This window comes from Moritella sp. JT01 (assembly GCF_001574435.1).
Lineage (GTDB): Bacteria > Pseudomonadota > Gammaproteobacteria > Enterobacterales > Moritellaceae > Moritella.
The window spans coordinates 74,634-88,540 of sequence record NZ_LOCN01000005.1 but is presented as its reverse complement, the minus strand read 5'-3'; the positions used below and the strand labels follow the sequence as shown (position 1 = coordinate 88,540).

Genomic DNA, 13,907 nt, shown 5'->3' with positions numbered 1-13,907 from the left:
TTCAGATTGTTATTCATAATGTTTTTCCAGTTAGCATATTGTTACTAATAAGTGTGGTTGAGTTCACAATAACAATCTAGGATAAAATTGCAATGCTTTTTGGCGAATTATTTATAAAATATCCTCCATTACTACTATTTAATATCAAAAGTACTTTTTTATTGCGTTATCTTTATAGGCAATATAGGGGCTTAGTCTTTTTAGAGGAAATTGTTGATTTATACTGCCAAATAATCTTTATTTCACATATATGGAAAATATAGTTAATTGAAATATAAGATTTATTATCTAAACATTGTATTTATATGGGTCTATATAAATAGAATTCTTGTTTTTTTCTCAATTTTATTTGATTTAGAGCCATTATTCCCATTATCTATTTGTAATTAATAGTATATTTGGTACTGTTTATAATAATAAAATTAAACTGGAATTCGCGTTATACGGGATTTTGTATACTAAGACGTTATGTGAATCAAAATGGAGTTTTGATATATGCTAGAAATTAGACCTAATTGTGAGTGTTGTGATAAAGACTTAGCTCCAGATTCTACAGAAGCAATGATTTGCACATACGAATGTACTTTTTGCGTGACGTGTGTAAATGACATATTAGAAAACGTATGTCCAAATTGTAGTGGAGGTTTTGTTCCTCGACCTATTAGACCTAAAATAGCGAGGCGTCCTGGTTTAAGTATTAACTATCAGCCTCCCTCTGTTGAAAGAGTGCATACCAAATATAGTATTGAAGAACTTAGAGAGTTTTCTGTAAAAGTTAAACACATAAAACCGGAAGATCGGTGATTAATCAATTCACATAACAAGTTTTATGCCACTTAATGTGGCGTTAGAGCTATCAAGGATGAATAGTGGAAAAATTACATATAGCAATTGCTACCAACTCAATTGAAGAAACAATAAAAGACTATAGTGAACGTCTAGGCTCTGAACCATGTTCTTTCATAGCCAATGAATACGCATTATGGAGAACCGATTTTCTTAACTTTTCAGTTCGCCAAGATCCTACATGTAAGCCTGGCGAATTAAGGCATTTGGGTTGGGAAGACCCAACCGCACCACAATTCAGTCAAACCACTGATGTAAATGGAATAGTCTGGGAAAAGTTTAGTGCACAGCAGCAAGCTGATGAAATAAACGAAATATGGCCAGAGGCTAATTTCAGCCCTTAGTAATTAGTTCTAACAAGGCACTAAACCAGACTCTTCACGCTTGGCAATGTTGCTTGGCAAAGTGTATGCCAAGGTTTCGTGCAGGTTAGCTTAGCGCTAGGCATCACGGAGTACATTCATGAAACTAGTTAAAATATACCGAGTTACAATTTTCGTTCCTCCAGAACATCTAGATGTGCTGAAGGCTGCTATTTGTGCTGTGGCGCAGGAAAAATTATCCTTAAACATCTAGCCAAAATTGCTGTTGATAATGGATGTGGACTAAGATTCACCAAGGCTGTCATGCCATTTGCTGAGCAAATCGCCCGCCAGCAATAGTTCACTTATTAGAGGGGCGTTATAACACTAAAGGGAATTCAGAGTGATCGGAAAACGAATTTTGATAATTGGCGGTAGTTCGGGAATAGGCCTTAGTTTATCCGCTGAATTATTATCCCAAGGGGCTGATGTTGTAATTGCCTCCAGGAGCCAAGAGAAACTCAATGCTGCTGAAAGTAGATTAAAAGGAAATATATCATCATACCAACTTGATGCGAGTGACGAAGACTCTGTAATTCGCTTCTTTGATGATATGGGAAAATTTGATTGCCTTGTTTCAACAATAAAACCTGAGCACCTTATTTGTGATTTTTCCGATTCCAAGCTGGAAGATACTAGAAAAGCATTCGAGGCGAAATTTTGGGGGCAATACCAACTTATACGCCACTGCCTTAAAACCATATCTAAAGAAGGGTGTATTATTTTAACATCAGGCATTGCTGCTAATCGAGGTTATAAGGGGTTTTCTGGCACAGCAGCGATCAATGGTGCTATTGAATCGTTAGTAGGCTCTCTTTCTGTAGAGTTAGCTCCAATAAGAGTCAATGCAGTTTCTCCTGGTTTTATTGAACGTTTTAACGCTGACAAAGAACGATTGTCTGCAATAAATAGTTTAAGCAGCCGAATACCTCTTAAACGGTTAGGAACACATGCTGAAACTTCAGAAGCATATTTATATTTATTGAAAAACAAATACTCGACTGGCACGATATTGAAAATTGATGGCGGTGAGCTATGTGCATGACGTGTGATAACAAAGCCTTAGCAAAAGGAGCTCGGCGATATTGAAAACTTTTAGTGTCACTAAACAAATAATGATTAATGCTACACCTGAAAAAGTGTTTGATGCATTAACAACATCGGATGAAATAGTAAAATATTATCCTCTCAACAAGGTTGTCTCTAACTGGGGGATTGGTGATTCAGTTCATTACAAAGGAGAGGTAAATGGAGAAGCATTTACTGATTACGGTGTTATAACTGAATTTAAACGTCCGCTTACATATTCTTACCGTTACTGGAGCGATAATCATGGCACTGAAAAAACACCTGATAATCACTTAACGATTAATTACACGTTATCGTTAGTTAACGGTACAACTGAATTAATCTTGATTCAAGATAATATAACGTCAGAAGAAATGTTTACCGTTATGAATAATGTTGTTTGGGATATGTTGCTTAACGGTCTCAAAGAACATATGGAATCAGGGATGTGCTGAGCACTATCTTTTCAATTTTAAAGGAATAAGTGATAAATTATGAAGTGTAAACTAGTAGATGTTTTTGCTAAAGAGAAGCTTTCAGGTAATGGATTGACAATATTTTATGATTACGACTCATTAGATGATCATAAAATGCTTTCACTAACACAAGAGATGCGCCAATTTGAATCAATATTTGTGTCAGTAAATGACGGTGATCTATCCGTTAGAGCAAGGATATTTACTGTAGAGGAAGAATTAGATTTTGCTGGTCATCCCATTATCGGTTTAGCTGCCCATTTACATGAAGAGTCTGGCGACTGTAATCCAAGAGAGTGGAAAATAGATTTAAACAAAAAATCTATTAATGTAAAAACTAAAAAGACTGCTAAATATTACTATGCGTCTATGGCGCAAGGAAAGCCTGAATTTATTCGTACACTAAATAATGACGAAAAAGAAAAGGCTCTTTTAGCTTTAAATTTAACACAAAAAAACGTAGCTAATTATCCATTAGAAGTGATTTCAACAGGGCTACCTTATCTAATTGTTCCAATATCTAGTGGTATAGACAATGCAAAAATTTTGGTCTCTGATTTTGAATTGTTATTAGAAAGCTTTGGAGCAAAGTTTGTATATGTTTTTGATATAATCAATTTCGAAGGTAGAACTTGGGATAATGATGGTGCCGTAGAAGATATTGCAACAGGGAGCGCTGCTGGACCAGCTGCCGCATACCTGACTAAACATTTATTATCGCCTTCAGAGCAGCCGATACTCATATCACAAGGTCGCTTTTTAGGAAGGCCTAGTCAAATAGAAGCTTTTGTGGAAACTAAAGAAAATTCAATATCCAACATTTGGATATCAGGTGACGTTATTAAGGTTGCAAACATAAGTTTTGTATAGTTTTAAGGCATAACAAGGTGCTAAAATCGGACAACAAATAATTGGCTTTGTTTGTGTCTCACAAATTTTAGCCATCATTCACTTTCATTAACTGCCATCCTAACGCCGTCGGTGATTGTGCCACACCCGATGTTTGCTGCAAAACGATAGGGCCCCTTCGACCAGCAATTACCACACTTGGTGATAAATAAGCTTTTGTTAGTTATTTACTTTGGTTTATCTTTTAACCACTATTAATTGCCAAATTCCAGAGGCTAAGCACATAAACGAAGTGTAGGGTTGCATGTGGGTATGTTGATTCTAACCGACGCACCAATTTTTTAACTGATTGTTTAGTTGGTGTATTCTTACCTAGGTGGATTTTTTTGATGCCCCGGACATCTTCAATATAAGCGACCTCAATAAATGATTTGTGTGTGTCCATGCCAATAAAAACTATGTTATGTTTACTCATGCTAGTCTCCATTTTATATTTGTGATGAATATATTATGACTCTGGTTTTAAAAATTAACCCACGAAGTTGGAGGCTAGCACCTTGTAGGAGTCATTATGTCTATGTGGAATAAATTATGAGGATTAAAGAATGAAAATGACAGGAAGTTGTTGTTGTGGGAATATACATTTTGAAGTTATAGAGAAACCAAAATATATTGGTTATTGCCATTGCAGTATATGTCAAAAAATTCACGGGTCTCCATTTTCTGCCTTCGCAGCATTCTCAACCAGTTCATTTAATATTATTAAAGGGAGTGAATGTTTAAGCTATTTTCAATCCTCTGAAAATGTACGACGTTCGTTTTGTTCAAACTGTGGTTCTAAAATAATATTTGAACACAAATTAGAAAAAACGATATGGATTTCAGCTGGAAGTTTAGATTTTGATCCAGGGTTTAAAGCTAGGTCGCATATGTTTACAGATTCAAAGGCTCCTTGGCATGAAATAAATGATGATCTTGAGAAGCATAAACAGTTTCCGAACTATACATAACAAGTTTGTGAACGCAGATTTATTTATCGGTGCTCCGTACGACAAAATAAACCGATTACAAAAGAGTTATGAGTCAGTGTTAATCATAATTAAAGGGTATCATTTTGGACGATAGACAATTCATCACAACTGGAGCTGATTTACCTCAGTGGTCAAATCCAGTTAGTCATGCTGTAGTAGTGAATAATATGTGTTTTATAAGCGGACAACTTTCAGTCAATGTTAAAGGTGAATATGTAGCTGGTACTATAAAAGAAGAAATTATACGTGCTTTTTCTGGGATTTTGTATCCCAAGGGATCCTCAACGCTTGCAACATCTGATTGAGAACGCCGTATTTCCTCATCATCACCCATGGGAGGTTCCTGCAGTGTTCATCGATGAATCTATATTCCCTAAACGCGGACACATAACGGCTGTCATCGTTTTTGCAAAAGGAAAAGCGCAAAAATAGCACCTAGTGGAGAGTCATTATGTTTATGTCTTTCAGGACATGCCATGAAGTTTTATTGTGCTGAAGAATATCAGGTATCTTGTGAAGAGCAGTTTCAGCGATACCAGTTGGATATACTGACGTTGCTTCCTGATGCAGTGATTGAGCATATTGGGGCATCTTCTATTCCTATGGCTGTATCTAAAGGTGATCTAGATATATTGGTAGGTGTAGATGGTGCCGAACTAGAAGAGGCAGTTAAACTCCTCACGACTTTAGGCTTCCAAGAGAAAGTCGATACATTAAGAACACCTGAACTCTGCATGTTGGAAGCCACCTCAGGCGAAGATGTCGCATTTCAAGTAGTCGCTAATGATTCAGAGTTTGAGTGTTTTTTAGATTTCCGCGACAAACTACGTGAAAACAGCTCTCTAGTTCAGGAATACAATGAGCTCAAAATATCTTGTACAGGCTGGTCTCAAGATGAGTACAGCCTAAAAAAGTCAGCCTTTGTAGAGCTCGTCTTAGCGCAGGCACAACCAATCAATCCGAGTTTAGGTAGTATATGGAATATAAATTAGATATAGAGCCATCAGATAATGATATCAATGAGATCCGTTGTGGTTTAATCAAGCATAACACTCCATTTTTGAGCGGTATTATCAAGTCAAAGGTTAGCTACTACGCCGTAGAGGGGGACAAAAAAATTGGTGGCATTGTCGCTGACCTTTGGGGGAATTGGTTACTTATTAAATTCCTTTGGGTTGATGATTCCATGAGAGGTAAGCAAGTCGGTAGCGAGCTTCTTCATCTTATTGAAGAGTATGCAAAATCGGAAGGGTGTAAGTCAGCACTTGTTGATACATTAAGCTTCCAAGCCAAACCCTTTTATGAAAAGCATGGGTACAAATGCCAAATGGTGTTGGAGAACTACCCTTTAGATTCATCGCTTTCATTTCTCACAAAATCGCTCAATGATAATAGTGTCTATAGCTAATACCATTGACATAATCAAAGGTGAACAAGTTTCTTAAGGGTTCCGTATGAAAATTGACACAGCGACTAAAGCTGAACATTTAGAATTAATAAAAATTTGGGAGTTATCTGTTCGTGCTACTCATGATTTTTTGAGTGACGAAAATATCTCATCGTTAAAGCCACTAATACTTGAACATTATTTTGATGCTGTCGATTTACGAATAGCTAAAAATGACAGTAACAAAATTGCTGGCTTTATTGGGGTCGCAGATTGTAACGTAGAAATGTTATTTATTTCGCCAGACTACCGAAATAAAGGTGTTGGATCGCTTTTACTGAAAAATGCGATTGAAAATCAATCCGCCAATAAAGTAGATGTAAATGAACAGAATCCAGATGCTGTTGGCTTTTACATACATTTAGGTTTTAGCGTTATCGGTCGTTCGCCATTAGATGGGCAAGGTAATCCTTTCCCACTAATTCATATGGCGTTAACAGACACATAATAAGAAAATAAACTAGGGCACGTAACAGTTGGCTTCGTTTCGCAACATAATTTTAGCCCACCATTATTTAGCCCATTACTTGGGCATTAGGCATCAAAGGATAGACATGAGTAGTCTGAATATAAGAGTTCTAAATAAGGAAGACTGGGCAATTTATAAAGAACTCCGCCTCTTATCCCTACAAGACTCGCCTGATTCGTTTGGCAGTAGTTATGAACATGAGGTTCTGTTTGCTAATGAAGAGTGGGTTTCTCGTCTTGATCCTGATAATCGGGCGAAATATGCACGGCCACTTATTGCAGAGCTAAATGGTGTTGCAATAGGTCTAGCTTGGGGAATGCTTCACAGTCCGTGCGATAAAACAGCCCATCTCTATCAAATGTGGGTTTCTTCTCGTGTTCGTGGTCAAGGTGTTGGTCGTTTATTGCTTAACAAAATAATCGAATGGGCAAAAAACTGTGGTTTGGATTATATTTATTTAGCAGTAACAACTACCAATATGGCCGCTGTTCATCTATATAAAACGATTGGGTTTGAGCCTTGTGGTTCATCAGAAAGGCTCCGAGAAATATCAGTGCTGTCTGTTCAACCAATGAGATTGAAATTGTGTGCTAATGTTGCCTCACAAACGCTTTAATATTGATTTTGTGCGCTGTGGTATATCTATAACGTCAATATATTCCCAAGATGCATGAGGTTACTTTTTTGATGAAAATTTCAAATTTACATGATCTTAAATGTTATTTCTCCTATGAATCAACAGCGATCATTGGCCTTGCGACCCAAGCTATTAACCGACTGGGACTTGAAGGGATTTATCCAGATTATCGTATTGCAGCGACCAATTGGTTTAAAGACCATGCTAAATTCCGCGAAAACGTTGATATTTTTTGTTTAGAAGAATTAGACGGTGATCTACCACTTTCTAGTAGATTAGAATATTTATTTACACATTCTAAATTTATTGATTATATTGCTTCTTTTACTGAAAAACCTTCATTTTTTTCATTCCAAAGTAACTCTATTATTAAGCAAGTCTGTGAAGATCAAGGTTGGCGTTATCTTATGCCAGATCCAAGTTTTACTACTCGATTTGAGCATAAAGTGAATTTCCGTCAACTATTAGAGAAAAATGGATTAAAGGGGCTGTTTCCGGATTACATGCTCGTCAAAAAAGGGCAACTCTCATTTGACGTTATCCAATTGCAATTAGGATTACCTTTTGTATTACAATTGGCTGTTGCTGCTGGTGGCGAGGGGACTTTTATTATTGAAACAGAAGATATATTTCATGAGGTGATTGAAGCCCAAAACCAAAATCAGTTTATTGTGAGTCAATATATATCAGGACACTCGCTTAGTATCTTAAGTGTGATAACGCCATGGGGAAGTGTTTACTGTCCTGCTCAAGTTCAAATTATCAATCCATTTCAGCGAGCTGATAGTATGGGTCAATATAATGGACACGACTGGACATTTAGTAGAACGTTGATTGATTCAGCTGCACAAGCACAGTCTAGAATGCTTGTAGAGCAAGTCGGTGAAATACTGAGAACTGAAGGGTTTAAGGGGATGTTTGGGCTTGATTTACAGCTTGCGCTGGATGGAAGGGTTTATTTGATCGAGTGTAATCCAAGAATTACAGCTGCAATCCCTATGCTGGATTGGATCAACTTGGCACAATCGAGTATTCCCTTGAGCGCTTTGCATGTATTAGCGTTTATTGGTCATGATATTGAATTGGACATAGACGCGATTCAAAAAGAGTTATTGCAGCCGAAGGATGGGAGTCACCTTAAGCTAAGATCTCTACTCGATGTCTCGAGCGATATCTATATAGAGCTGAAGCCGGGCTCTTATCGTTTTAATGGACGATTAAATTATGTGTCTGATAACTACAAGCTAGAACAATTGCAAAAAGGGCAGTTTCTCTTAGTTAATATTCCACAAGAGGGGATGACTTATTCGAAGCGTGCGATTATCACCACCTTAATTTCGCCAACTTCTATCTTAGATAAAAATGGTGGACTCAATAAACAAACTCGAGAAATTGTCGATGCGTTTTATTTGCAATGTAGACAACATCAAGGGAACCCATGAAGGAATTTACGGTTAAAAGTTGTAACGCAACACTTAGATATCATGACCTACCTGGTTCCGGTATCCCGATAGTGTTTATACACGGAATTGGTTGTACCTCGTCATTTGATTATCCTCAAGTCGCGTCTATGAGTGGAGTATCACAGCACAGACGAATAATTTTAGACTTATTAGGTTCAGGCTTTAGTGATAAACCAGATGATTTTGATTACACGATAGCCAGCCATGCAAGCTACATTGAAGAGCTCATCAACACCTTAGGGTTAAATGAATTAGTCATATTTGGTCATAGCATGGGCGGGGCAGTGTCTATCGCTTTAGCAAGTCGTTTAGAGTCAAAATTAAAAGCTTTAATCGTAAGTGAGGGAAACCTTGACTCAGGGGGCGGGTTCTTTAGTCAAAAAATTGCGATGTATAGCGAAGAAGACTACAGAGCTTTTGGTCATAGCGACATCATTCAGGAGAGTTTAGCTACATCCAACACTGAGTGGGCGACATGCTTACGAATGAGTTCGCCCAATGCTGTTCACCGAGAGGCTTTATCGCTAATTAAGGGGCAGAATCCAAGTTGGCGTCAAACTTTCTATTCGTTGAAAACGACTAAAACTTATATTTTTGGTAGTGAAACATTGCCTGACCCAGATTATCAAGAGTTAAAGAATAATAATATCAATATCGGAATTGTTGAGCAGGCTGGCCACTCTATGGCTTGGGAAAACCCTAAAGGACTAGCTGCAGCGATAATGCGAGCAATTCCAGCAAGCTCACGCTAATAAATATTGGAGTAAATTTATGAATCAAACCATTTAAGCGTTAGGGGAAACTATTGGAAATCACAGATAATCCAAAAGAAGAAGATATACGCATAATTAGTTCGAATGTAAGGGAGTATAACCTAGCATTTATGCCAAATGATTTCAGTGAGTTGGCTGTATTTGAACGAAATAGTCAGGGAATATTAATTGCGGGGTTAACTGCAAAGACATATTGGGAAAGGCTTGATATTGATTATTTATGGGTGTCCTCCGAGCATAGGGGTAAAGGTATTGCCCGAGAGTTACTTTTAAAGGCCGAAGAAGAGGCTATTCACCGTGGTTGTAAATACGCTCAACTTGATACCTTCGATTTTCAGGCTAAAGAGTTTTATGAAAAGTTAGGGTATGAAATTTTTGGTGAGCTTGATGGTTATAAAAATGGTCATAAGAGATTTTATTTGAAAAAGTGTTTAAAGCGAACTTAACAAGCAGCTGAATTCAATCCTGAAAATTATAAACTAATTTAGTTTGAGCTTTCTCTACTTCATCGCCGATATACACATAAAACCTCATAAGCTATTGATTATTTCTGTGCATATCTGTGTTAATACTATGTCATATAGGTTAGATAGATATCTTATATATAAGACACCAATTATTATCGTTCGAGTAAAGACAGCTTGTTTTCGACACCATCCCAGTCGTCAGCATCTGCTGGTGGCTCGCATTTATCTGTGATAACAGGCCATTGTTCAGAGAGCTCTTCATTTATTTCGATAAATACCTGTTGATCTTCAGGCACTTCATCTTCTTGGAAAATTGCATCGACAGGACATTCTGGCACGCAAAGTCCACAATCAATACAGGCTATAGGATTTATGACTAGGAAGTTTGGTCCTTCATGAAAGGCATCGGCAGGGCATACAGGGACGCAATCACCGTGTTTACATTTAATACAGTTTTCGGTTACGACAAAAGCCATGATGCTTGTTCCTCAATTTTCAAAGTGCTGGCATTATACGTAAGCACGCCCTAAAAGCAATTAACATCCGATTAAGACGGCAAAAGAGGCATGAAAAACAACCTAGTTTCAAATAATAAAATGCATATTTCTTCATAATAACGTAAAATACCCGCCCTAAGATTTTAGTTTTCTGGCTAGTGCTCTAACAGCGCGATGCACTTTGATATTTGGATAATTTTCTATGTTACGTTTAACCGATGTAAAACTTCCGCTAGATCATAATGATCAAGCTATTAATGAATATATTTTACAGAGATTGTCACTTCAACCTGAACAATTGAGTGAATATACTGTTTTTCGTCGTGGTTATGATGCACGTAAACGTGATGTGATTATCTTAATGTATACATTAGATATTACGTTGGCTGATAGCGTAGATGAGCAAACGCTTCTGGCTAAGTTTGAAAAAGATCAACATGTTCGTATTACTCCTGATATGGAATACAAATTTGTTGCTGAAAAAACAGAAGAACTAGAGCAGCGTCCTGTTGTGATTGGTTTTGGTCCATGTGGTTTATTTACAGCGCTAATCCTTGCTCAAATGGGATTAAAACCGATTGTACTCGAACGTGGTAAAGAAGTACGTGAAAGAACGAAAGATACATTCGGATTTTGGCGTAAACGTGTTTTAAATCCAGAATCAAATGTTCAGTTTGGTGAAGGTGGTGCGGGTACATTCTCAGACGGTAAATTGTATAGCCAAGTAAAAGATCCAAAATTTCATGCTCGTAAGATCTTAACTGAATTTGTTAAAGCGGGTGCACCTGAAGAGATCATGTACTTGAGTAAGCCACATATTGGTACATTTAAGCTGGTTACTATGATTGAGCGTATGCGAAAAGATATCATAGCGCTAGGCGGTGAAATTCGTTTTAGTGCCCGTGTGGATGATATTTTAATTGAAAATGATCAAGTTACCGGTGTTCAACTTGCTGGTGGCGAAATTATTGAAACAAACCATGTCTCTCTGGCAATTGGTCACAGTGCGCGTGATACATTTGAAATGCTACAAAAACGTGGCGTTTACCTCGAAGCGAAGCCTTTCTCAATTGGTTTCCGTATTGAACATAAACAATCAGCCATTGATGACGCACGTTTCGGTAAAAATGCGGGTAACCCACTACTTGGTTCTGCGGATTATAAACTCGTTCATCATTGTAAGAGTGGTCGTTCGGTTTATAGCTTCTGTATGTGTCCTGGCGGTACTGTTGTTGCTGCTGCGTCAGAAGAAGGTTGTCTTGTAACAAATGGCATGAGCCAATACTCGCGTAATGAAATGAATGCGAACAGCGCTATTGTTGTTGGTATTACGCCTGAAGATTTCCCTGGTAACCCATTAGCGGGTATTGATCTACAACGTAAATGGGAACAGAACGCTTTCGTTATTGGTGGTAGTAACTACGATGCACCTGGACAAACAGTAGGCGATTTCCTTACTGGTCGTGGTGACGGTGAATTTGGTGATGTTGTTCCATCATACAAGCCAGGACTTAAGTTTACTGACTTAAGTAAAACGCTTCCTCCTTTTGCTATTGCGGCTATTCGTGAAGCGATACCGGCGTTTGAAAAGAAAATTAAAGGTTTCTCTGCGAAAGATGCAATATTAACGGGTGTTGAAACGCGTACATCATCGCCTGTAAGCATTAAACGTGGTCGTGATTTCCAAAGTATCAGCACGAAAGGTTTATTCCCTGCTGGTGAAGGTGCTGGTTATGCTGGTGGCATTTTATCTGCGGGTATAGATGGTATCAAAGTGGCTGAAGCAATGGCGCTTTCTATGCTTGTAAAAGAAGCTTAATTACTTATTTAGTGAGTTTAAATAAGTTTTAGAAAACCGGTATTAAAAAAGGAGAGCTAATTAGCTCTCCTTTTTCATTTTAACGTTTTAATCAATCTGCGATTTGATACCCGAAGGTATTAGTCGATAAGATTATAATCGTTACGTAATATTTCAATGATTTCAGCTTTCGGATTATCAGATAAAATAATCTTTTCGCCAGTGATCTTCTCTGCAATATTTAAATAAGTTTCAGAAACAGACATTAATACAGATGTCGGTAATACATTATGTTCAGCAAGTGCTAAACGTTCATCCATTCTGTTTTTATTGAGTAAAATATCTGGTTCAGGGAAGTAGTTAAGTAATAACTGACGGAAACCTTCTTTTGAGTTTTCAATCACATGACCTTCACGGAACGCTGCTGCATCCCAAATACGTGATGAATCTGGTGTACCAACTTCATCCATATAGATAAGCTTGTCTTGACCTTTACTGTCTGTTACATAGCCAAATTCGAATTTAGTATCGACAAATACTTGATCAACATCCGCTAATGCATCACTGATTACGTTAAAGCCTTCTTTTAGTAACTTTTCGTAGTAAGTAATATCATCAGGTGATTTGAAGTTAAATGCTTCGTAGTTATCTGAAATATTTTTGCGAGTGATGTTAACATCATCGACAGCTGGAACACCTGGAATGCCTTCTAAAATACCTTTAGTCGACGGTGTAATGAGTAGCTCTGGTAATTTTTGGTCTTTAGTTAAACCTTCTGGTAGTTCAATACCACAGAAATTACGTTCGCCTTGGCTATAAGCACGCCACATAGAACCAGTGATGTATTGGCGGCAAATAGCTTCAATCATGACTGGTCTGGCTTTTTGAACGATCCAAATGAATGGGTGAGGGATATCAAGAATATGGCTATCAGCTAAACCGTTTTCACGGAAAGACTTAAACCAATGGTTTGAAATTGCGTTTAACGCAGCACCTTTCCCAGGTACACCGCGCATGCCGCCTTCACCGTGCCAAATGCATTCAAACGCAGAAATACGGTCACTAATAACCATAATTGCAAGTGGTGCATCCGCCGCTACATCGTAACCTTTTTCTTCGATTAGGCGACGACTGTCAGCTTCAGTTAACCAGTAAACAGAACGTACTTTACCGCTGTGAACAGGTTTATCTGTACGGATCGGTAAATCATTGTTTACAGCTAATACTTTATCAGCAAGACTCATTGTTAACTATCCTTATTGAGTTTAATCGTTTAAATAAAACGTATACCCAAACTACTTCAAGATGCTATATCAGAGACGAGCAGGGATATCAGTATAAGGCGCAATATGCCGATAATGGTTATTCCATTTTCAAATGTTGCAACGCTATGCTGTTATTCCTGCTCGCCTCCCGTAGGGCAAACCGAATGGTGGTATCTTCGGCGTTATGAAGTCTTGATTTAGAATAACTAAATTATCGACATCATGCCTTGAATATCCTCACCTTTCGGTTTGCTGATTGTGCATCTTGAAGTAGCTTGGCTATATACCTAAGTAACTTGGAAGAGTTTCTTTCAATATCCCTGAAGGCTCTTCCAAGTTACTTTGGACTAATTTAGCTAGATTCGAGGTGTTGCTGTCGATTTGACGGCGATTTTACCAGATGTGGAGAGTGATGCCACTATTACTGATTAATTTTGTTAAAAAGAACAAACTATAAAG

Annotated in this window: 18 protein-coding genes; 15 read left to right on the top strand and 3 right to left on the bottom strand. The window is 37.7% G+C overall.

Features of this window, described 5'->3' with window-relative positions; translation table 11 throughout:
• Positions 1 to 495 precede the first annotated feature (495 nt).
• From AKG98_RS04965 to AKG98_RS04945, 5 genes are all read left to right on the top strand, one after another.
• Positions 496 to 804, top strand: a complete 309-nt coding sequence (locus AKG98_RS04965) for a DUF1272 domain-containing protein (RefSeq protein WP_067042270.1) — start codon at positions 496 to 498, stop codon at positions 802 to 804.
• Positions 805 to 869: 65 nt separating this feature from the next.
• Positions 870 to 1,190: a hypothetical protein gene (locus tag AKG98_RS04960; protein WP_067042268.1), complete on the top strand. Its 321-nt coding sequence runs from the start codon at positions 870 to 872 to the stop codon at positions 1,188 to 1,190.
• Positions 1,191 to 1,551: 361 nt separating this feature from the next.
• On the top strand, positions 1,552 to 2,253 hold the full coding sequence (locus AKG98_RS04955) for an SDR family oxidoreductase (protein WP_067042265.1): 702 nt from the start codon (positions 1,552 to 1,554) through the stop codon (positions 2,251 to 2,253).
• Between the two features lie 40 nt (positions 2,254 to 2,293).
• Complete coding sequence (locus AKG98_RS04950; protein WP_198155420.1) at positions 2,294 to 2,731, top strand: SRPBCC domain-containing protein; 438 nt, start codon at positions 2,294 to 2,296, stop codon at positions 2,729 to 2,731.
• Positions 2,732 to 2,770: 39 nt separating this feature from the next.
• Positions 2,771 to 3,622, top strand: a complete 852-nt coding sequence (locus tag AKG98_RS04945) for a PhzF family phenazine biosynthesis protein (RefSeq protein WP_067042262.1) — start codon at positions 2,771 to 2,773, stop codon at positions 3,620 to 3,622.
• A gap of 223 nt (positions 3,623 to 3,845) precedes the next feature.
• Here AKG98_RS04945 and AKG98_RS04940 read toward each other — a convergent pair whose 3' ends face one another.
• Positions 3,846 to 4,076: a hypothetical protein gene (locus tag AKG98_RS04940; protein ID WP_067042258.1), complete on the bottom strand. Its 231-nt coding sequence runs from the start codon at positions 4,074 to 4,076 to the stop codon at positions 3,846 to 3,848.
• Between the two features lie 130 nt (positions 4,077 to 4,206).
• On the opposite strand from AKG98_RS04940, the gene AKG98_RS04935 reads away from it, so the two are divergent.
• The 9 genes from AKG98_RS04935 to AKG98_RS04895 all read left to right on the top strand — a co-directional run bounded on the left by AKG98_RS04935 (position 4,207) and on the right by AKG98_RS04895 (position 9,867).
• Positions 4,207 to 4,611: a GFA family protein gene (locus tag AKG98_RS04935; protein ID WP_067042255.1), complete on the top strand. Its 405-nt coding sequence runs from the start codon at positions 4,207 to 4,209 to the stop codon at positions 4,609 to 4,611.
• A gap of 104 nt (positions 4,612 to 4,715) precedes the next feature.
• The gene (locus tag AKG98_RS04930) at positions 4,716 to 4,937 is read left to right on the top strand and encodes a RidA family protein (protein ID WP_067042252.1); all 222 of its coding nucleotides are present in this window, start codon (positions 4,716 to 4,718) and stop codon (positions 4,935 to 4,937) included.
• Between the two features lie 171 nt (positions 4,938 to 5,108).
• Positions 5,109 to 5,624 carry a GrpB family protein gene (locus AKG98_RS04925; protein ID WP_067042250.1) on the top strand — a complete coding sequence of 172 codons (516 nt, stop codon included), beginning with the start codon at positions 5,109 to 5,111 and terminating at the stop codon, positions 5,622 to 5,624.
• Positions 5,609 to 6,040 carry a GNAT family N-acetyltransferase gene (locus AKG98_RS04920; protein WP_067042247.1) on the top strand — a complete coding sequence of 144 codons (432 nt, stop codon included), beginning with the start codon at positions 5,609 to 5,611 and terminating at the stop codon, positions 6,038 to 6,040. The genes AKG98_RS04925 and AKG98_RS04920 overlap by 16 nt, the downstream gene beginning before the upstream one ends.
• 46 nt (positions 6,041 to 6,086) lie before the next feature.
• Positions 6,087 to 6,527 carry an acetyltransferase gene (locus tag AKG98_RS04915; RefSeq protein WP_067042244.1) on the top strand — a complete coding sequence of 147 codons (441 nt, stop codon included), beginning with the start codon at positions 6,087 to 6,089 and terminating at the stop codon, positions 6,525 to 6,527.
• Positions 6,528 to 6,633: 106 nt separating this feature from the next.
• On the top strand, positions 6,634 to 7,164 hold the full coding sequence (locus AKG98_RS04910) for a GNAT family N-acetyltransferase (protein WP_067042241.1): 531 nt from the start codon (positions 6,634 to 6,636) through the stop codon (positions 7,162 to 7,164).
• 71 nt (positions 7,165 to 7,235) lie between these two features.
• Positions 7,236 to 8,627: an ATP-grasp domain-containing protein gene (locus AKG98_RS04905; RefSeq protein ID WP_067042238.1), complete on the top strand. Its 1,392-nt coding sequence runs from the start codon at positions 7,236 to 7,238 to the stop codon at positions 8,625 to 8,627.
• The gene (locus AKG98_RS04900) at positions 8,624 to 9,400 is read left to right on the top strand and encodes an alpha/beta fold hydrolase (RefSeq protein ID WP_067042236.1); all 777 of its coding nucleotides are present in this window, start codon (positions 8,624 to 8,626) and stop codon (positions 9,398 to 9,400) included. Before AKG98_RS04905 ends, AKG98_RS04900 begins: the two co-directional genes overlap by 4 nt.
• Positions 9,401 to 9,453: 53 nt before the next feature.
• Positions 9,454 to 9,867, top strand: coding sequence for a GNAT family N-acetyltransferase (locus AKG98_RS04895; protein ID WP_067042232.1), 414 nt, complete (start codon positions 9,454 to 9,456; stop codon positions 9,865 to 9,867).
• A 173-nt stretch (positions 9,868 to 10,040) separates the two neighbouring features.
• Here the strand turns inward: AKG98_RS04895 and fdxA are convergent, their stop codons facing one another.
• A complete protein-coding gene (gene fdxA / locus AKG98_RS04890) occupies positions 10,041 to 10,364 on the bottom strand; it encodes a ferredoxin FdxA (protein ID WP_067042229.1) in 324 nt (107 codons plus the stop codon).
• Between the two features lie 223 nt (positions 10,365 to 10,587).
• Between fdxA and AKG98_RS04885 the strand changes: the two genes are divergently transcribed.
• The gene (locus tag AKG98_RS04885; RefSeq protein ID WP_067042226.1) at positions 10,588 to 12,204 is read left to right on the top strand and encodes an NAD(P)/FAD-dependent oxidoreductase; all 1,617 of its coding nucleotides are present in this window, start codon (positions 10,588 to 10,590) and stop codon (positions 12,202 to 12,204) included.
• Between the two features lie 119 nt (positions 12,205 to 12,323).
• On the opposite strand, the gene AKG98_RS04880 is transcribed toward AKG98_RS04885, so the two are convergent.
• Entirely contained in the window at positions 12,324 to 13,427 is a 1,104-nt protein-coding gene (locus tag AKG98_RS04880) for a phosphoribosylaminoimidazolesuccinocarboxamide synthase (RefSeq protein ID WP_067042223.1), read from the bottom strand.
• Between the last annotated feature and the right edge of the window lie 480 nt (positions 13,428 to 13,907).

Coding starts and splice junctions, on each gene's coding strand:
- AKG98_RS04945 (WP_067042262.1), top strand. CDS start 2,771: ATGAAGTGTAAACTAGTAGATGTTTTTGCTAAAGAGAAGCTTTCAGGT.
- fdxA (WP_067042229.1), bottom strand. CDS start 10,364: ATGGCTTTTGTCGTAACCGAAAACTGTATTAAATGTAAACACGGTGAT.
- AKG98_RS04925 (WP_067042250.1), top strand. CDS start 5,109: ATGAAGTTTTATTGTGCTGAAGAATATCAGGTATCTTGTGAAGAGCAG.
- AKG98_RS04920 (WP_067042247.1), top strand. CDS start 5,609: ATGGAATATAAATTAGATATAGAGCCATCAGATAATGATATCAATGAG.
- AKG98_RS04940 (WP_067042258.1), bottom strand. CDS start 4,076: ATGAGTAAACATAACATAGTTTTTATTGGCATGGACACACACAAATCA.
- AKG98_RS04915 (WP_067042244.1), top strand. CDS start 6,087: ATGAAAATTGACACAGCGACTAAAGCTGAACATTTAGAATTAATAAAA.
- AKG98_RS04910 (WP_067042241.1), top strand. CDS start 6,634: ATGAGTAGTCTGAATATAAGAGTTCTAAATAAGGAAGACTGGGCAATT.
- AKG98_RS04965 (WP_067042270.1), top strand. CDS start 496: ATGCTAGAAATTAGACCTAATTGTGAGTGTTGTGATAAAGACTTAGCT.
- AKG98_RS04885 (WP_067042226.1), top strand. CDS start 10,588: ATGTTACGTTTAACCGATGTAAAACTTCCGCTAGATCATAATGATCAA.
- AKG98_RS04900 (WP_067042236.1), top strand. CDS start 8,624: ATGAAGGAATTTACGGTTAAAAGTTGTAACGCAACACTTAGATATCAT.
- AKG98_RS04880 (WP_067042223.1), bottom strand. CDS start 13,427: ATGAGTCTTGCTGATAAAGTATTAGCTGTAAACAATGATTTACCGATC.
- AKG98_RS04935 (WP_067042255.1), top strand. CDS start 4,207: ATGAAAATGACAGGAAGTTGTTGTTGTGGGAATATACATTTTGAAGTT.
- AKG98_RS04905 (WP_067042238.1), top strand. CDS start 7,236: ATGAAAATTTCAAATTTACATGATCTTAAATGTTATTTCTCCTATGAA.